The organism is Nakamurella flava (assembly GCF_005298075.1).
GTDB lineage: Bacteria > Actinomycetota > Actinomycetes > Mycobacteriales > Nakamurellaceae > Nakamurella > Nakamurella flava.
Map to the genome: position 1 here is coordinate 1762229 of NZ_SZZH01000001.1, position 18183 is coordinate 1780411.

At 73.3% G+C, this 18183-nt stretch carries 17 protein-coding genes; 10 read left to right on the top strand and 7 right to left on the bottom strand.

The features are described from left to right. Window positions 1-3 precede the first annotated feature (3 nt). The gene (locus tag FDO65_RS07955) at window positions 4-828 is read left to right on the top strand and encodes a serine/threonine-protein kinase (protein WP_137448800.1); all 825 of its coding nucleotides are present in this window, start codon (window positions 4-6) and stop codon (window positions 826-828) included. An 89-nt stretch (window positions 829-917) separates the two neighbouring features. On the opposite strand, the gene FDO65_RS22465 is transcribed toward FDO65_RS07955, so the two are convergent. Together FDO65_RS22465 and FDO65_RS07965 are read right to left on the bottom strand one after the other, a co-directional pair. Further along, window positions 918-3350 carry a protein kinase domain-containing protein gene (locus tag FDO65_RS22465; protein ID WP_205849844.1) on the bottom strand — a complete coding sequence of 811 codons (2433 nt, stop codon included), beginning with the start codon at window positions 3348-3350 and terminating at the stop codon, window positions 918-920. A gap of 148 nt (window positions 3351-3498) precedes the next feature. Continuing rightward, window positions 3499-4374: an SOS response-associated peptidase gene (locus FDO65_RS07965; RefSeq protein ID WP_137448801.1), complete on the bottom strand. Its 876-nt coding sequence runs from the start codon at window positions 4372-4374 to the stop codon at window positions 3499-3501. Window positions 4375-4584: 210 nt separating this feature from the next. Between FDO65_RS07965 and aroA the strand changes: the two genes are divergently transcribed. The 3 genes from aroA (at window position 4585) to FDO65_RS07980 (ending at window position 7605) form a co-directional block, all read left to right on the top strand. Then, a complete protein-coding gene (gene aroA / locus FDO65_RS07970) occupies window positions 4585-5844 on the top strand; it encodes a 3-phosphoshikimate 1-carboxyvinyltransferase (RefSeq protein WP_420847531.1) in 1260 nt (419 codons plus the stop codon). Then, window positions 5841-6902 (top strand): ribosome small subunit-dependent GTPase A, encoded by a 1062-nt coding sequence (gene rsgA, locus FDO65_RS07975; protein ID WP_137448803.1) that lies wholly within the window; start codon window positions 5841-5843, stop codon window positions 6900-6902. Before aroA ends, rsgA begins: the two co-directional genes overlap by 4 nt. Window positions 6903-7050: 148 nt before the next feature. Next, window positions 7051-7605 carry a YceI family protein gene (locus tag FDO65_RS07980; protein ID WP_205849845.1) on the top strand — a complete coding sequence of 185 codons (555 nt, stop codon included), beginning with the start codon at window positions 7051-7053 and terminating at the stop codon, window positions 7603-7605. A gap of 114 nt (window positions 7606-7719) precedes the next feature. On the opposite strand, the gene FDO65_RS07985 is transcribed toward FDO65_RS07980, so the two are convergent. Both FDO65_RS07985 and FDO65_RS07990 read right to left on the bottom strand, forming a co-directional pair. Beyond that, window positions 7720-8247, bottom strand: a complete 528-nt coding sequence (locus FDO65_RS07985) for a DUF6912 family protein (RefSeq protein WP_137449630.1) — start codon at window positions 8245-8247, stop codon at window positions 7720-7722. Between the two features lie 20 nt (window positions 8248-8267). Then, window positions 8268-9827, bottom strand: a complete 1560-nt coding sequence (locus tag FDO65_RS07990) for a WS/DGAT/MGAT family O-acyltransferase (protein WP_137448804.1) — start codon at window positions 9825-9827, stop codon at window positions 8268-8270. Between the two features lie 167 nt (window positions 9828-9994). Here FDO65_RS07990 and FDO65_RS07995 point away from each other — a divergent pair, with 167 nt between their 5' ends. From FDO65_RS07995 to FDO65_RS08005, 3 genes are read left to right on the top strand one after another with little or no spacing between them, the layout of a single operon-like run. Beyond that, entirely contained in the window at window positions 9995-10744 is a 750-nt protein-coding gene (locus FDO65_RS07995) for a class I SAM-dependent methyltransferase (protein ID WP_137448805.1), read from the top strand. 15 nt (window positions 10745-10759) lie between these two features. After that, a complete protein-coding gene (locus FDO65_RS08000; protein ID WP_137448806.1) occupies window positions 10760-11485 on the top strand; it encodes a glycosyltransferase family 2 protein in 726 nt (241 codons plus the stop codon). Between the two features lie 31 nt (window positions 11486-11516). After that, the gene (locus FDO65_RS08005; protein WP_137448807.1) at window positions 11517-13229 is read left to right on the top strand and encodes a hypothetical protein; all 1713 of its coding nucleotides are present in this window, start codon (window positions 11517-11519) and stop codon (window positions 13227-13229) included. Between the two features lie 22 nt (window positions 13230-13251). Here the strand turns inward: FDO65_RS08005 and FDO65_RS08010 are convergent, their stop codons facing one another. Next, window positions 13252-14544, bottom strand: a complete 1293-nt coding sequence (locus tag FDO65_RS08010) for a CpaE/TadZ family protein (RefSeq protein WP_137448808.1) — start codon at window positions 14542-14544, stop codon at window positions 13252-13254. A 5-nt stretch (window positions 14545-14549) separates the two neighbouring features. Then, on the bottom strand, window positions 14550-15191 hold the full coding sequence (locus tag FDO65_RS08015) for an SAF domain-containing protein (RefSeq protein ID WP_137448809.1): 642 nt from the start codon (window positions 15189-15191) through the stop codon (window positions 14550-14552). A 353-nt stretch (window positions 15192-15544) separates the two neighbouring features. Between FDO65_RS08015 and FDO65_RS08020 the strand changes: the two genes are divergently transcribed. Beyond that, entirely contained in the window at window positions 15545-15775 is a 231-nt protein-coding gene (locus tag FDO65_RS08020) for a helix-turn-helix domain-containing protein (protein WP_137448810.1), read from the top strand. A gap of 27 nt (window positions 15776-15802) precedes the next feature. Here FDO65_RS08020 and FDO65_RS08025 read toward each other — a convergent pair whose 3' ends face one another. Beyond that, window positions 15803-16378, bottom strand: a complete 576-nt coding sequence (locus FDO65_RS08025) for a hypothetical protein (protein ID WP_137448811.1) — start codon at window positions 16376-16378, stop codon at window positions 15803-15805. A gap of 93 nt (window positions 16379-16471) precedes the next feature. Here FDO65_RS08025 and FDO65_RS08030 point away from each other — a divergent pair, with 93 nt between their 5' ends. Both FDO65_RS08030 and FDO65_RS08035 read left to right on the top strand, forming a co-directional pair. Continuing rightward, the gene (locus FDO65_RS08030; protein WP_137448812.1) at window positions 16472-17473 is read left to right on the top strand and encodes a LysM peptidoglycan-binding domain-containing protein; all 1002 of its coding nucleotides are present in this window, start codon (window positions 16472-16474) and stop codon (window positions 17471-17473) included. A gap of 55 nt (window positions 17474-17528) precedes the next feature. Then, a complete protein-coding gene (locus tag FDO65_RS08035; RefSeq protein ID WP_137448813.1) occupies window positions 17529-18173 on the top strand; it encodes an Rv3235 family protein in 645 nt (214 codons plus the stop codon). Window positions 18174-18183: the final 10 nt, after the last annotated feature.

The following is an 18183-nucleotide window of genomic DNA, read 5'->3' on the forward strand; positions in this document are numbered from 1 at the left end:
CCCGTGGTTCTGTCTGATACGCCCCCTGCGCCGCTCCCGGTGCTGGCCGACTTCGAGGTCGTGCGACTCATCGGTGACGGCAACCACGGCCGGTTCTACCTGGCTCGGCCGCCGGCCCGCCTCGGCATCGACGACGAGTATGTGGCCGTCAAGGTGTTCGCCGGCCAGTGCAGCGAGGACGCCTACCGCCGCGGTACCCGGGAGCTCCGCGCGTTCGCGGCGGTCGCCTGCCCGCACCTGGCCCGCGTGTACGACGCCGTGCTGGAAGAGAATTTCCTCTACGCCATGGAGTGGTTCCCCCTCGGTTCGCTGGCTGCGCCGGCGCGGCCGCTCGGCCACGACCACGCCCTGCGGGCGGTCCGCGACGCGGCGCTGGCCGTCGACGCGCTGCACGAGGCCGGGATGGCGCACGGCGACATCAAGCCCGGCAACGTCATGCTCACCGAGACCGGCGGCAAACTCTCCGATCTCGGCCTGGCCCGGGTGTTCACCGCGGGCGCGGCGCTGACCGGGATGGCCCCGGAGACGTCCGTCGAGTACCTCGACCCCGCTCTGCTGCTCGGCGAGTCACCGTCCCGCGCCACGGACATCTGGGCGCTGGGCGCGACGCTGCACCGGGTGCTGGCCGGATCCGGGTTGTACGGGGAGCTGCCGGAACGCCAACCGCTGCTGGCCATCCGGGCCGTGCAGTCCCAGCAGCCCATTGTCCACGCCTCGCTCGGGCCGGACGAGGGCGATGTCGTCCGGGCGTGCCTGGCCCCCCTCGGAGAACGGCCCGGCACCGCGGGCGAGGTGGCCGAGCGAATCACCGGTCTGCTCGCCGACTGACCGATGAGCGCGAGAAGGGGCGGGAGCCAACGGCTCCCGCCCCTTCGTCGTTCCCGGCCCGGTCCCGGTGGAGGCCCTCCAGCCGGCGGTCAGAACGGCGCCGGCAGCCACCAGGTGTCGTACAGCTCCTGGCCGGTGTGGTCCTGCCACTCGGCGTAGATGAGGTAGTTCTGCCGTTCCGGGGCGGAGAACGAGGTGTAGATGGTCGGCACGCCCTCGGCACCGTCGGGCGAACGGTAGAGCTGCCCCTCCACGACCCCCTGACGGTCCCAGTCGGTCGCCGTCGAGGTGGCGTAGTCCCGCGCGAGGTAGGCCTTCCAGGTCTGCGTGTCGGGGAAGTGCATGACCTCGGTGTAGACCCCGTCCGCGTCCTTGCAGCCGATGATGGCGTCGGCGCCGCTGCCGTAGCTGTCGCTCTTGACCGTGCACGTCGACTGGTTGTAGCCGGAGCCGGCCGGCGACGTGGGGAGCAGGTCCGGGAACTGCTTGACCAGGAAGGCCTCGCTGCCCCACGGCCCCTTGGGCACGGTGACCGCGACGGTCGCCGCCGGCGACCGCTGCCCGTTCACGTTGCTGGCGGTCACGGTGTAGGTGTGGCCGCCGACCTCCACCCCGGTCCCGCCCTGCGCATAGCCACCGTCGTCGGTGAACGACGTCGCCGGCCCCTGGTAGACCTGGGTGCCGTCCCGGCTGACCGTGTACCCGGTGGCCCCCGCGGGCGCCGACCAGGTCAGCGCGACCGTGAGGTCCTCGGCGCCGGTGGCCGCCAGATTGCCGGGCGCGGCGGGCGCGACGGGGTCGGACGTCCGGGTCGCGAAGAAGACGGTCGTCCCGATGGCCGCGACGATCACCACCGCCGCGGTCGCCAGCCACAGCCAGCGCCGCGACGACCGTCCGGCCGGCGGGCGGCCGACCGGCATTCCCGGTCGATTCCCGGGGACGCCGCCGTGCGGGCCGGTGCCCACCAGGGCCTGCGGACCTGACGGGTGGGTACCGCCGCCGGTGTTCGGGAAGGAATGCGGACCGGTCCCCGACCAGCCCGACCCGGGAGCGGACGGCAGCGGACCCGACGGGTGGGCACCGCCGTAGCCGCCGGCCGTCCCGATGGCCTCGGTCGACTGGTAGGCCTGGCCGCCCAGCGGCGGCACGGTCCCGGTGGGGCTCCAGCCCGGATAGGCCGCGCCGGTGGCCAGCGGATGCAACTCCACCCACCCGGCGTGCCGGCCCATCAACCGGATCAACGCGTCCAGCTCGGTCGCGTGCTTGGACCCCTCCCGCTCGAACACCACCGTCCGACGCAGCTGGGCGTTCTCGACGGTGATCTCTTGAAGGACGTCGTCGGCGACCACGAACTCCAGAGGCAGCCGGGGCGGCAACGAGAAGAAGTTCGACACCTCCAGCAGCCGTTCGAGTTCGACGCGGTCGACGGCGGGCAGGACGGCCGACCGCACGGGACCCATTTCCTGGACCCGGCCGCCCTGCCGGAACGTGCGGCGGATCGTGACGGTGAACGGCGGTCGCGGCCGGGTCAGCCCGACGGCCTCGGCCGGGGCGACCATCGGCCCGTTCTCGGCGGCCGGCTGCGGCTGTCGCGGCGCGGCCATACCCAGCGGACTGGTCTCGGCGCGCGTCGGTGCGGCGTACGCGCCGGCCGGGGCGGTGCTGACCGCGGCGAGGGCGGCCCGGCAGGCCAGGGCCATCTCGCGGCAGGAGGCGTAGCGGTCGTCGGGATTCTTGGCCATGGCCTTGGCCACGACGTCGTCGAAACCGGGGGGCAGCCAGCCGACCCGGGCCGACGGACGCGGCGGCGGCTGCTTGAGGTGGGCGGTCATGGTGGCGAAGGGCGTCGCCTCCGGGAACGGCACACTGCCGGTGAGCAGTTCGTACAGCACGCAGCCCAGCGCGTAGATGTCGACCCGGCGGTCCAGGGGACGGGCCTCGATCTGTTCCGGGGAGGCGTAGGCCAGGGTGGCCAACAGGTTGCCGGTGCCGGTGAGGTGCTGCACTTCGTCGGTCGACTTGGCGATGCCGAAGTCGGTCAGCAGGACGTGCTCGGCCTCGTTGGGGTCGTCCGAGGCGGCCAGCAGGATGTTGGCCGGCTTGACGTCCCGGTGCAGCAGCCCGGCCCGATGGGCGTGATCCAGTCCGGCGCCCACCTCGCTGATGATGTTGACGACCCGTTCCGGGGTCATCGCACCGTCGCCGGCGCGCGCGGCGACCGCGGCGTCCGTGCCGGCGACGTACTGCATCGAGATCCACAGCTGCCGGTCGTCGGGGCCGGCGGCGCCCCGGTCGTAGACGGCGACGATGTTGCGGTGCACCAGACCGGCGGCCAGATCGGCCTCCCGCTCGAAGCGCGCCCGGAAACTCGGATCGTCGGACAGGGTCGGGCTGAGCAGCTTGAGCGCGTCGCGGCGCGGCAGGCGCGGATGCTTGGCGAGGTAGACGGCGCCCATGCCACCCGTGCCGAGGACCGCCTCGATCGTGTAGCCGGCGAAGTCGTCCCCTGGGGCGAGAACCACGAGCGGAGCCCCCGTTCAGTTCGATGAGTGTGAGCGACCGACCACCGGCACCGCGATACGGCGGCCGGGGCCCGGGTGCGCCCATGGACGTACCCGGAAATCGGGAGACCCCGCCGCATCCGGTGATACGTGCGCCTCGACGTCCCGCTCAACGGGGGTTGGGGAACTCCAGGGACAGCTGTTCGCCCGATCCGGCCGCAGCCGGATCCCGGTCACGGTGGGCCTGAACCGGCTCTGCGTCGTCGGCCCCGGCCGGGGTGACCGGGCGCAGCAGGTCGGCGTCGTCGTTGACCACCGCGCCGACCCGCGGACCGACCGGACGCAGTTCCAGCGCATCGACCAGGGCCGCCGGTGTGGGGGTGAGCAGCGGAGTGGGGTCGATCGCGGGCGACAACCAGTCGGTCCATTCCGACGACGGCAGCACCAGCGGCATCCGTTCGTGGATGTCCCGCAGCGGGCCGACCGATGCGGTGGTCACGATGGTCATGCTGACCACGGGCGCCGGGTCGTGTTCGTCGGCCGGGTCCCCGGCGGGCTTCCAGTACTCCCACAGCCCGGCGAACGCCAGCACGGACCCGTCCTGCGGGGTCATGTAGTACGCCTGCTTGGGCACCTTGCGGTTGCCGGCCGGCTCCCCCAGCTTGCGCCACTCGAACCAGCCGCTGGCCGGGATCAGGCAGCGTCGCTTGGCCAGGGCCCGCCGGAACGCGGGCTTCTCGGCCAGCGACTCGGCCCGCGCGTTGAACATGCGATTGCCGACCGACACGTCCTTCGCCCACGACGGCACCAGACCCCAGCGCATCGGCTCCACCTGCCGGCGGCCCCCACCGTCGGCGTGCTCGGCGGTCCGCCGGGGGTCGAGGCGGACGACCGGCACCGTCACGGTCGGCGCGATGTTGTAGCGGGGCCGGGGGGCGTCACCCCCGTACAGGGCCGCCGGTCCACCGACCCCGTCATCGAGATCGGCGGCGAAGGTCCCGTACAGGACCTCGGGTTCGACGGTGAGGGCGTAGCGACCGCACATGCGGTGATTGTGCCCGTCGGGACCGCGCGGCCGCCCGGCCGGTGGACGCACCGACCGATGACCGCGCGTGCTCGTGCGTACCGGCGGCCCCGCAACGTTTGGGAGGATGCAGGGGTGACGGCACCCGATCGCATTCCGCACGACGCCGACCAGCCGGCCGGGAACGCCTCCGGGCCCGGCGACGGGGACGGTGGGTGGAACGCGCCGACGGTGACCGGCCCGGTACGGGCGGTGGTCTCGGTACCCGGCTCCAAATCGCTCACCAATCGGGCGCTGATCCTGGCCGTGCAGTCCACCGAGCCGTCGACCATCCCGGGCGCCCTGGACAGCCGCGACACCCGCCTGATGGCCGAAGCGCTGGTCAGCCTGGGTGCGGACGTCCGTCCCGGGGGCGGCGAGGGAGACGACTGGACGGTCGTCCCCGCGCCGCTCGCCGGTCCCGCGACCATCGACTGCGGCCTGGCCGGCACCGTGATGCGGTTCGTGCCGCCACTGGCCGCGGCCGCGTCCGGCGCCGTCACCTTCGACGGCGATCCCGCCGCCCGCCGCCGCCCGATGGGCACGGTGCTGGACGCCCTGCGCGGCCTCGGTACCACGATCACCGACCCCGACGGCGGCCCCACGGACGCCCTGCCGTTCGTGCTGCACGGTGCCGGTCGGCTGACCGGCGGCACCGTCGTCATCGACGCGAGCGCCTCGTCACAGTTCGTCTCCGGGCTGCTGCTCTCCGGCGCGTCCTATCGCGACGGGGTCCGCGTCATCCACCGCGGGGCGCCCGTCCCGTCGCTGCCGCACATCGAGATGACGGTGCAGGCCCTGCGCCAGGTCGGCGTCCACGTCGACGACGGCACCCCCAACCAGTGGTCGGTCTACCCCGGCCCGGTGCGGCCGTGGACGGCGCCCATCGAACCCGACCTGTCCAACGCCACCCCGTTCCTGGCCGCCGCGGCCATCACCGGCGGTGAGGTCACCGTGCCGCACTGGCCGGCCAGCACCACCCAGGCCGGGGACGGCATCCGCGACCTGCTGGCCGCCATGGGAGCCGGGGTGGAGCTGACCGGCGGGGGCCTGCGGGTCACCGGCCCCGACGCGCTCGAGGGTCTGGACGTCGACCTGCACGACGTCGGCGAGCTCACCCCGACCGTCGCCGCGCTGGCCCTGTTCGCCCGCTCGCCGTCCCGGCTGCGCGGTATCGGCCACCTCCGGGGTCACGAGACCGACCGGTTGGCCGCCCTGGCCACCAACATCGGCGCCATCGGCGGGTCGGTCACCGAGGAGACCGACGGACTGACCATCCGCCCGGCCGCCCTGCACGGCGGTCCGTGGGGGGCCTACGCCGACCACCGGATGGCCACCGCGGGTGCGATCGTCGGCCTGCGAGTGCCGGGCGTCGTGGTCGACGACATCGACACCACCGCCAAGACGCTGCCCGGGTTCGCCGGCCGCTGGGATCGGATGCTGCACGGGTGAGCCGGCTCGGGGAGTCCTGGGACAACGACGACGTCCGGGTCCGGCCGTCGCGGAGCACCCGGCCGCGGACCAAGAACCGCCCCCGCCACTCCGACGCGCTCTCGGGATTCGTCGTCACCGTCGACCGGGGCCGCTACACCTGCCTCGTCGAGGACGGCACCCGGCGGGAGCGGCTCGTCACCGCGATGCGCGCCCGGGAACTGGGCCGGCGGGCGGTCGCGGTCGGCGACACCGTCGAGCTGGTCGGCGAGACCGACGGCAGCATCGACAGTCTCGCCCGCATCGTGCGCATCGGTGACCGGCGCAGCGTGCTCCGCCGGTCGCAGGACGACTCCGCCGAGGCCGGCGCCGGTCCGGGCGGCGAGAAGATCCTGGTGGCCAACGCCGACCAGCTCGTCGTCGTGGCCGCCGTCACCGACCCCGAGCCCCGGCCCGGTTTCGTGGACCGCTGCCTGGTCGCCGCCTACACCGGCGATCTCGACCCGGTGCTGGTGATGACCAAGACCGACCTGGCCGATCCGGCCCCGTTCGCCGACGCCTACGCCGCACTCGACCTGCCCGTGCTGACCATCGGCCGGGCGACGGGCCGCGCACTCGGACCGGACGACCTGGCCGCGGTGCGCGATCTGGTCACCGACCGGGTGTCGGTGCTGGTAGGGCACTCGGGCGTGGGCAAGTCGACGCTGGTCAACGCGCTGGTACCGGACGCCGACCGGGCCACCGGCGGGGTGAGCGGCGTCGGCAAGGGCCGGCACACCTCGACCTCGGCCATCGCCCTGCGACTGCCGGGCGGCGGCTGGATCATCGACACCCCCGGCGTGCGGTCCTTCGGGCTCGCCCACGTCACCCCGGACGACCTGCTCGAGACATTCGACGACCTGCTCCCCGGGACGGTCGGCTGCCCGCCCGGGTGCGACCACAGCGGACCCGACGGCGGCGAGGGCAGCACCGGCGCGGCCTGCGCGCTGGATGCCTGGGTGGCGGCCGGCCACGCGACCCCGGAACGGCTGGCCTCGTTCCGTCGCCTGCTGGCCTCGCGCGGCACCACCGACTACTGACCGGGCCGACCAATGGTGACCCAGATCACAGCCAACTCCCCCGATCGCGGTCCTGACAGTTGAGCGTTGAAGGAATAGTCTCGGACGCAGGTTGTTGAGCCTTCATGTAACCGGCTCCGCCGCCACCGACCTTCACCTGGGAGAAGCCATGACTGCCACCCTGTCCGCCCCGATCGTCTCCGCCGGCACCTGGACCGCCGACGCCGTCCACTCCGACGTCTCGTTCAAGGTCCGCCACATGGCCGTCGGCAAGGCCAAGGGCACCTTCGCCCTGCAGTCCGCCACCCTGACCGTCAGTGAGGACGGCGCGGTCGCCGTCACCGCTGTGATTGATGCCGCCAGCGTCGACACCAAGCAGGAGCAGCGCGACGAGCACGTCCGCTCGGCCGACTTCCTGGACGTCGCGAACCACCCGACCCTGACCTTCGTCTCCACCGGGGTCAAGGAGCACGACGGTGACGAGTTCATCCTGGTCGGCGACCTGACCATCCGCGACGTCACCCAGTCCGTCGAGCTGGCCACCGAGTTCCTCGGCGAGACCGTCGACGCCTACGGCGCCACCCGGGTCGGCTTCTCGGCCAGCACCTCGATCAGCCGCAAGGCCTACAACGTCTCCTTCGACGCCGCCTTCGGCGCCGGCAACGCGGTCGTGGGCGACAAGGTCGAGATCGCCCTGGAGCTGGAGTTCACCAAGGACGCCTGAGCCGGACGTCGACCTTCCTGGTCGGCACCCGCATCGCTGACACCCGTCCGCTCCGTCACCCGGCCCTGATCCGGGCCCGACGGAACGGGCGCGTGTTCGTCGTTCGGCGGGTCGTCAGAGCTGGTCGTCGAAGAGGTAGCGCACCTCGCCCGGGGCGTACCAGGCCAGGTCGAAGTCCTGGACGGAACCCATGGCGAACTCGGCGTCGGGATCGCCGAGGTCCGCCGCGTCCACCAGCGGCAGCGCCGCATCCACCGCCGGACCGGCATCCGCGCCGTCCACGTGGACGGCCGCCACCTGGCGCCACGCCACCGCACCGGTCAACCGGACGGCGGCCCGGTCCAGGTCCGAGCGCACGGTCACCGCCGCCTCGGGGACGTCGACGGCCACCACCACGCGCAGGGACGGTCCGTCCGTCGCCACGGGCGTCTCCCCCTCGGTCCGCTCGGCCGCCAGCAGACGCAGCGAGGCGCGCGCGGCGTCCTGCATGGCCAGGTATTCGAGGTCCTCCTCCGTCCAGTCCGGGTACTCGCGCTGCAGCGCGGGACTCACCGCGAACGCCGTCCCCCCGGCCACCGGGACCTGCTCGTCGGTCAGCGCCGCCCGCAACCGGGACAGGGTCGCCGGCACATAGACCCGCAGGTCGCCGGACGGGGCCCGGCTCATCGCGCGTCCCCCGACGAACCGCGACGGGTGGCCGGCCGCGTCCCGGCCCGGCTGCGGGACCGGGTCGGCCGTTTCTCCGGCCGCGCGTCGGGGGCCGCTCGGTGCTGGACTGTGGGGGGCACGGTGGACCGCAATTCTTCGACCGCCTCGGTGATGTGGATGCTGAAATCGTCGATGTCGGGGATGGCCTCGCGGTCGGCGGTGACGCCGAAGAACACCCCGCCCCGGTAGGACGTGCAGGACACCGCGATGGCCTGCCCGAGCCCCAGCGGCGCGACCGGGTACATGGCCTCGACCGGATAGCCGGCGGCGTACAGCGGGATCTGCGGACCGGGGACGTTGGTGATGAGCAGGTTGTACAGCCGCCTGGACAGCTGCCCGGCCATCCGGGCGCCCAGCGCGTGCAACGTCGGCGGGGCGAATCGCCCCAGCTCGACCAACGCGTCCGCGGTCATCGGCGAGCCGGTCTCCAGCTGGCTCTCCATCGCGAACGAGACCTGGTGCAGCCGCATCACCGGGTTCGCCTCCGCGACCGGCAGGTCCAGCAGCACCGACTGCACGCCGTGGCCACCGCCCTCCCCACCACCGGCCGACGCCGGACCCAGCAGCGGGGACACCGACACCGGAACCATCGCGCGGACGACCGTGTGGGTGGCGACGGGTTCGCCGTGGGCCAGCAGCCATGACCGCAGCGCACCGGCCACCACGGTCAGGATGCCGTCGTTCACCGAACCGCCGTGCGCCCGCCGCACCGCCTTGAAATCGGCCAGGTCGGCCCGCACGGTGACGAACCGTCGCTGACCGGACCGGGCGTCGTTGAGCAGTGAGCGCGGCGCCGGAGCCACGGTGCGGGCCAGCACGGAGAGCACCCGACCCGCGGTGTCCACCACCCGACCGGCAGCGGCCCGGGCGTCCAGCGCGGAGTAGCGCACGACTTCGAGCACGTCCGTGGGGCGGGTGGCCAGATCGGCGACCGCGTCCACCACCAGGTCGATGTCACTCGGGGACGGGTCCGGGATCCACGGCTGCTGCGGCACCACCCGCGCCTGCCGGCTGACGTCGAGGATGGCCGCGGCCACGTCGACCGCACCGATCCGGTCGACCATCGCGTGGTGGGTCTTGTTGACCAGGGCGACCCGCCCGCCCGACAGGCCCTCGATGACGTAGACCTCCCACAGCGGCCGGCTGCGGTCCAGCGGCCGGGAGATCAACCGGCCGATCAGATGGTCCAGTTCGGCGTCCGTCCCCGGTTTCGGCAGCGCCGAGCGCCGCACGTGGTAGGTGACGTCGAAGTCCTCGTCGTCCACCCAGACCGGGCGGGCCAGTCGGCCGGGGACGAACCGCACCTTCTGCCGGTACCGCGGGACCAGCGAGAGCCGGGACTCGATGAGCGAGACGATCTCCTCGTACCGGAACCCGACCGGGGCGGCCCCGCCGTCGGCGCCCTCGGAGGCCCGGGTGGGGCCCAGGATGACCACTCCGCCGACGTGCATCGGCGACCCGGCATCCTCGGCATACAGGAACGCGGCGTCAGTCGCCGACAGCCGGTCCGTCACCCGCACATCGTGCCATCCGCCCCCGACACCCGGGCCGGGCCCGGCCGCGGGATCGACCCCCGGCAACCCAGAACGGCGGCGGCGCGAGCCGGCAACGGCGAATCCGCCCCGACCGCCGCTGTTACCGTCGTGGACGGCCCAGCCCCGACCGCGAGAGGAGTTGCCGCATGGTCGAGCCGTCGCCGTCGGCTTCCGCCGGCCTCGACTCCCCCGGCACCCCCCGCACCGGTCCCCCCGCGGAACCGGTGAGCACCGGTGGCCCGGAGGCACCGTCCGGGTACTTCGCCACCCGTCTGGCCCCGCATCCGGAACGTTCCCGCATCTGGGGCTACATCTGCGATTACCTGGCCCGCTGGATCCCCGCCGACGCCGAGGTACTGGAGCTGGGTGCCGGCTGGTGCGACTTCGCCAACCAGGTCACCGCCCGGCGCGTCGTCGCCCTCGACCAGGACCCGACCGTCCAGCTCGCCGCGGCCGACGGCGTCCAGGCCGTCGTCGGCGACTGCACCGACCTGCACATGTTCACCGCCGACGAGTTCGACGTCGTGATGGCCTCCAACCTGCTCGAGCACCTCGATCGCGCGGCGTGCGACGCTCTGCTCGACGAGGCCGCCCGGGTCCTGCGACCCGGTGGCCGACTGGTGCTGGTGCAACCCAACTTCCGGCTCAACCCGGGGCGCTACTTCGACGACTACACCCACGTCTCGATCTTCACCGACCAGTCGCTGGGCGACTACCTGGCCTCCCGGGGCTGGACGGTGCAGCACTCCGAGGCGCGCTTCCTGCCGTTGACCATGAAGTCGCGGGCGTCGTCCCTGTCGTTCCTGGTGCCCTGGTACCTGCGGTCGCCGGTACGCCCGCTGGCCGGTCAGATGCTGTTCGTGGCCACCCCGCCGACCGGCCCGCGGCCGGCCTGACCGGGAATCGCGACCATGGCCTGGAACCAGCAGACGGTGGCTGTCGTGCTGCCCACCTACAACGAGAAGAACAGCATCGCCGGCGTCATCAACGAGTTCGCCAAGCTCGGATACGTCGACGACATCCTCGTCGTCAACAACAACGCGGCCGCCGGCACCTCCGAGGAGGTCGCCACCACCACCGCGCGGGAGGTGCACGAATCCCGCCAGGGCTACGGCGCGGCCATCGCCCGCGGGCTCCGCGAGGTCGACGCGGATCTGGTGTGCATCTGCGAACCCGACGGCACCTTCCGCGCGTCCGACCTCAACAAGCTGCTGGCCTTCACCCCCGAGTGCGACATGGTCGTCGGCTCCCGGACGGTCTCCAACTTCATCTGGGACGGCGCCAACATGGGCTGGCACCTGCGGTGGGGGAACTGGGCGCTGGCCAAGATCATCGAGGTGCTCTACAACACCGCGTACCTCTCGGACGTCGGCTGCACCTTCCGCGTCATCCGCCGCAACTGCGTCGCCGACGTCCTCCCCCGCACCCACGACGCCGGATCGGCGTTCGGCCTGGAACTGCTGCTGGTCACCCTCATCCGGCGGCACCGCGTCGTGCAGGTGCCGGTGAACTACCAGGAACGGGTCGGGGTCTCGTCCGTGACCGGGCACCTGCACCGGACTTTCGCACTGGGCGCGAAGATGCTCGCCTTCGTCCTGCGCATGCGGCTGCGCCGCCGCGCCATCCGGGCCCAGTGAGGTCCCGTCCGATCCCACTGGAGCCCCGCCGATGACCACGCCCGACGCCGACCCCTCCGGTCCCGGACCGATCGACCCGGTCTCCGGTCGGGCTCTGCCCCGGGTGATCCCGGCGGCGGCCCCGCCCGCCCAACGGGCCCCGCGTCCGGACCGCCTCGGCCGCGACCTGCTGCTCGCCGCGTTGCCCGTCGTCGTTCTTGGCCTGCTGGTCCGGCTCTGGATCGGGCACACCCCGCTGGTCATCGCCAACTCCGACGAGGCGCTGGTCGGCCTGCAGGCGCGGGAGGTGCTGCACGGCACCTTCCGCCTCATGGTGGCCGGCAACGACTACGGCTCGACGACCGAGTCCTACCTGCTCGCGCCCCTGCTGCTGATCGGGTCCGGCACTTGGCCGCTGCGTCTGCTCGCCGGCATCCTCTGGTTCGCCGTGGCGCTGGCCGTGGTGCGACTGGCCCGGCCGATCGTCGGGCCCGTCCCCGCCCTGATCGCCGGACTGCTCACCTTCACCTTCTCCAGCGCGGTCGTCATCCTCTCCTCACGGCCCTACTTCGGCTATCCGACCGGGGTGCTGGCCGAGGTGGTCGCCCTCATCGCGGCCGGTGCGGCGATGGCCGTCCCGGTGGCGCGCCGGCGGTCCCGCCCCCGCCCGAACGCCGCGGACGCCGACGACGCGGCGGACGCTGATCCTGTCGCGTCGGAGCAGCTCGAACCGCCGGCGCGGCGTCTGTGGCCGATCGCGCTCGTCGCCGGTCTGGCCGCCGGTTTCGCGATCTGGAGCCACCCGATGTTCGGGTTGATGGCGCTGATCGGCCTGCTGCCCCCGACGGTGCGGCACTGGCGGCGCTGGGGCCAGTGGTGGCTCACGGTCGCGGTCGGCGGGGTGGCCGGCGTCAGCCCGTGGCTCATCTACATCACCCAGAAGGGCCGACCCCAGGCGGCGTATTCGGCCAGCGAGTCCACCTATCCCGAGCGCATCGGCCGGTACCTGTCGGAGCTGCTGCCCCGGATGTTCGGGGCCGAGACCTTCGACGGTGACTGGGTGCGGCCCGCACCGGCGGCGGTGGCGGTGTCCGCGGTGCTGATCGTGGCCGTCTTCGCCGGTCTGGTCCTGCTGGTGGTCCGTCGTGGTGCGGTCGCGTGGCCCGTCGCCCTGGTCGGGGTGGCCGGTATCCCGGCCCTCGCCCTCTTCCCCCAGACCGTCTACGTCAACGACGCCCGCTACGCCCTGCCACTGCTGCCGGCCGTGGTCCTCGGCCTGGTGTTCTGGTCGACCCTGCTCCCGGGCTACCGGCCCGCCGACCTGGCCGGGCCCGCGGCCCCGGGACGGCCCCGTCGTCCCCGGTGGCCGGTGGTGGTGGTGCCGGTGATCTGGATCCTGCTGACCTGCGTCCCGGTCACCGTCCAGCAGACCGGGTGGACCTGGGGCGACCCCGACGCCAACGCGAAGGCCACCGCCGACCTGCTGGTCGACAACGGCGTCCGCTTCGTCCGCGGCGACTACTGGACCACGTACCTGCTCGACTACTACGCCGACGGCGCCCTCCAGGTGAGGCCGGACTTCACGATGCGGCTGGCCGACGAGGCCGCCGCCGTCGACCGGGCGTCGCGGGACGAGCCGTACAAGGTGGCGCTGGTCTACGAACAGGGCGACCCGCCGAAGCTGGTGCTACCGGCCGCGGACTACCAGCTGCTGCGGGTCGGCACGTACGACGTGTACCTGCCCCAGGTGTCCACCGGACGCTGACCCGTCCGGTCGACGCGGCCGGTCAGCCGCGGCGGCCGCTGGTGGCGAGCGGACGCGCCAGCGCCGCAGCGAGGTTCCGGAACGCGCTGGTCAGTGCCGACGACGGGGCCGCATCGGCCAACGGCTGGCCGCGGCGCCAGGCCCGGTCGGTCGCCGTCCGGTCCTCCGGTAGGCGGGCCAGGACCTCCAGGCCGAGGAACCGACGCACCGCGGCGGTCGCCTCATCGGCCCCGCCCGCCGCCGGGCGGCAGCGGTTCAGGACCACGCGGGGGTCGACGTCGGGGACGGCCGCCGTCAGCTCCGCCACCCCGCGCACCAGTCGCTCCAGGCCCGGCGGGTCGGCCGACCCGACGACGACCACCTCGTCGGCCTCCGCCAGCACGGCCAGGGTGGCCCCGTTGCGCCGGGGGGCGACGGTGTCGAAACTGATCTCCTCGTCGGCCTCGACGGCGAACCCGCAGTCCACGACGACCAGCGCGGCGATCTCCCGGATCTGGCCGAGCACCGTGGGAATGGCGGATGCCCGCACCTCCGGCCACCGGTCGGCGCGCGCGATCCCGGTGAGGAGCTGCAGATCGGCCGTCACCGACCAGCACAGATCGAGCAGGACGGTGCGATCGAGCCGGCCGTTGGCCGCCTGCCGGCAGGCCCCGGCGAGCCCCGGGGACTCGTCGAGCAGCCCGAAGGCGCTGGCCAGGACGCCGCCGTAGACGTCGGCGTCCACCAGGACGGTCGGGGTCCCGGCCGCCGCCGCGGCGGTGGCGATACCGGCGGCGACGGTGGTGCGCCCGGGCGCGCCGGTGGGGCCCCACACGGCGACCACCCGACCCGCCGGCGCCGGCTCGACCGGCGGTTCGGGCTGCTCGGTGCCCGTCGTCGCCGGGGGTGGGAGCGACCGGCGCGGGTCGGCCACCGACGGGATCGAGCCGGGGTGGTCGGCCGCGGGGGCCTGCAGTTCCTCGTACGCGGTCCACGCGGCGGTGACCACGGCGTCGGTACCGGCGTCCTCGGCGACCAGGGCCGAGATGCCCATCCGCAGGAGGCGCTCGCGGGCGGCGGTGTCGCCGACCGGATGCACCCCGACCACCGCCACCCCGGCGGCCCGTAGCCGGGTGACCGCCTCGGTGTCCAGACGGCGCAGGCCGGCCGCGAGGACGGCGACCGCGGCCTGTCCGGTACCCGCGATGGCGAGCACGTCTCCGAGGTCCACGCAGCGGCGGAGCACCGTCATGGACGCGCCGGGGCGGTCCAGGGCGGCGACGAGTTCGTTCTCCCAGTTCTGCCCGCTGCCCGCGGTGACCAGTGCCGTGCTCATCGCCGTCAGCTCGTTCCGCTGACGAGGACGACGGTGGCCACACCCTTGGGCAGCAGCTTGACCAGTTCGTCGGCCTTGGCCGCGGGCAGTTGCACGGCCAGCTGGTACTGGTTCGACGAGGCCCCGCTCAGCCCGCCGGTGGCGGGCGCGGTGACGGCCTGCACGGTCAACGACCCGCCGACCCGGTCGGTGGTGGTCCCCCCGATCGTGGCTCCGGCGGTCGGCTCGACGGTCAGGTACAGGTCGATGACGGAGCCGTGGACGACCCCCGGGGGCAGCCGGTCCGGGTCGACGCCGATGGCGACGACCCGGCTGTCCGGTACCGGACGCACCGCGGCCGCCGGCAGCAGTGATCCCTGGCCGATCCGCTCCCCCAGCACCAGACCCACCGGCGAATCACCGCCGGGCCCCAGGTACAGCGACCCGGTGTCACCGAGGTTGACCTCGGCCGGCCGCAGATCGTCCTCGGTGAGGACGGTGCCGGCGGCGAGGTCGCGGCTGGCGGTCCACACCGGGGCGGTCCGGCTGCTCGCCCCGACCACCCTTGCCCCGAGCACCACGGCGGCGACGACCAGCACGATCCCGCCGACGACCCGGACGTTCAACCAGCGGGGTCGGGTCAGCCGTCGAGGGCTGCGTGCCGTCATCTCCACTCCTCGAAGGTCGGTGATCGCCGGTGTGCGGACGCGACGAAAGGACGCCGCCCGGTCCGCTGTGTGGACAGCTCCCCACCGGCCGAACGGACGTGCCAGGATGCCTGGGTCGTTCGGGCAAATTACCTCACCGGCCGACAAGCGCCGGCAATCGCCAGCAACCGCTCTCAAAGATGATGGCCCGAACGGTTAGGCTGCTGTCAACCAGCCGGGTGGTGGCGGCCGCCGCCAACCGCGACGCTCGTCGCGGCGGTCTGCCCACCCCCGGGCGCCGAGCCGGAATTGTCGGAAGCCACCCCCGGACGGGGGATGCCGAGATTTCGCCGCACAGGACGGAAGGAGCCGACATGGCGTCGGATCGGTTTTTGACGCTCGGTGACGTCGCCGAGATCCTCAACATCTCGGCGTCGCAGACGTACGCGCTGGTGCGCAGCGGCGAACTGAAGGGCATCCAGATCGGCGGTCGCAACCAGTGGCGGGTCGAGCGGTCGATGCTCGAGTCGTACATCGACGAGGCCTACCGCCGCACCGCGGCCAACCTGTCGGATCTACCGTCGGCCCTGCCGTCGGACGTCTGACCGCCAACCGGACCGACCGGGGCCGCCTCACCCCGTCGGCAGGGTGCGCACCACCGCGATGGCCCGCAGCGGCACCAGGCAGACACTGCGCACCAGACCGGCCCGCCGGGGTTCGCCGACAGGATGGACGGCGATCTCGATGAAATCGGCACCGACCCGGTCGACGGTCCCCCAGATCTCCGGTCTGTCCTGATCGATCTGCCCCTGGCCGGTCGACACGGCCACCACGGCGCGGTCCCGGGCCACCGACCGCAGTGCCCGGCGCAGATCCAGCCGGGTCGGTCGATCCGGCAGCTGCGGGGCCGTGCCAGCGGTCAGACCGGACACTGCCGTCACCGCATCCAGGGCAATCAGCAGGTCGCGTCCGAAGTCGTCCTCGATCAGCAGGAAATCCCGGCCGACCCGGCGCAGGAGCCCTTCGTGCTCCCGCCCACCCAGCACCGTGACCCGCATCCGCCGGTCGAGAGCGCCGCCCAGTCGTTGGACCACCGTGACCGCGCCGGTGGCCACACGGTCCCGGTCCGCCTGCTCGGCGGCGGCCTGCTCGTCGGCGAGGTCGTCGAAGCGAGCCTCCAGATCGGCGAACAGACGGTCCCAGCGCACGCGGCACTGTAACGCCGGACGCCCGACCGGCATTCATCCACGTTCACCGCCGACGGTTGACAAGAGCCAAAGGTTCCGATCAAGCTCTGAGGCGTGCCAAACGATGTCAAACGCAAGCAAAGCCTGGTGATCGCCTTCTTCGAGCCCGAATCCGGCCGAGTCCGACGGCCCGGGGGCCGGCCGCCCGTCGACGAACGGTCCGGGGGCGCGGCGTCGGCGTGGCTTCTGCTCGGCGTGCTGCTCGCCGGCCTGACCGGTCTGCTCGCCTTGCTCCCGCCGCCCACCGCGGTGTTGACCCTGACCGGTACCGGCACCCGGGGCCTGGACGCCGCGGTACTGGCGGGCGCGTCCGTCCTGGTCTGGGCGTTGAGCGCCTGGGTGGCGACGGTCGCCCTAGTCGCCGCGATCGGCGTCCTCCCCGGAGTGGGTGGCCAGGCGGCGCGGGCCCTGCTGCGGGTCATCGCCCCGCGGGTCGCCCTGCGCCTGGTCGCGGCGGCCGTCGGAGCCTCCGCGCTGGCCAGCACCACCGCTTGCGCCGCGCCGATCTTCGCCGAGCCGGCACAGGCGGCGATCTCGACCACCAGCACGCCCGCCGCCGCCCTCCCGACGTCGACGGCCATCGCCGGTCCGACGGCATCGGCCACGCTCCCATCGTCGGCAGTCCCGGCATCGACCACCGTCCCCTTCGCGATGGACTGGCCGGAGTCGACACCGACCGACTCGGTGGTGCTCGACATCCAGTGGCCCGACACCGAAGTCGACGGTCCGACCGTCACGACTGCCGTCGCTTCCCCGGCGCCGACAGCAGCACCGGGCCACAGCGGCCCCGCCGCCGCTGCTGAGCCCGAGACGTCGGCTCCGCTGTCGTCGGCCCCCACGACGGGACAGGCGGCCGAGGAGGTCACCGTCCGACCGGGCGACACCTTGTGGTCGCTGGCACAGCGGTCACTGCCCGCCGACGCCGACGACGCCGCCGTCGACACCGCCTGGCGTCAGTGGTTCGCGGCGAACCGGAACGTCATCGGTGACAACCCCGACCGTCTCGAACCAGGCCAGATCCTGCTTGCCCCGTCGGCGGACGGGTCGACGCCATGACACCGGACGCCCCGCATCACCGGATTGCCCGCACCACCGACGAGAGGACCTCGCGATGACGACCGCACTCGCCCCGAGCCATCCCGACCCCCGGGTCGCCGTGCGCCGCCGGCCCTACCTCGTGCCGGTGCCGGACTGTGAGCCGCCGTTCGACGACGAGGCCGTCGGTTGCCCGCACCACACCGGTCCAGCCGCGAGCCCGGACGATGACCGCCCGGAATTCGCCGTGCGCCACGGTGTCTGGCGGGGCGGAGTGACGGCGGTCGCCCCCCAGCCGCTGCCCGGTTCGTCCGTGGGCTCGGGTCCTGTCCGTCACCTGGCCGCCGTCCGACCCGTCGTCCACGGCCCGGCACCGATGCGTCGGGCACCGGAACCGGGTTCGGCCGATCACAGCGCCCGCATGCTCGCGCGCGCGCTCGTCGAGGTGCTGGCCGGCCATCGGCCGGCCCAGCAGCTGCGCGGGTTCTGCGCGCCGGCAGTCTTCGCCGAACTGCAGCGCGGCGAGCGTCGGCGGACACCGGCGCTGCCCCACGTCCTCAGTGTCCGCGTGTGTGAGCCGGCGCCCGATGCGGCGGAAGTGGCCACCGTGTACCGGCGGGGCGATCGGGTGCGCATGGTCGCCTTCCGCCTGGAACGCCCGGCCGGGGACGGCGTGGGCGGCGCGGCGAAGTGGTGCATCACCGCACTGCAGGCCGGGTGAGTCCCACCGG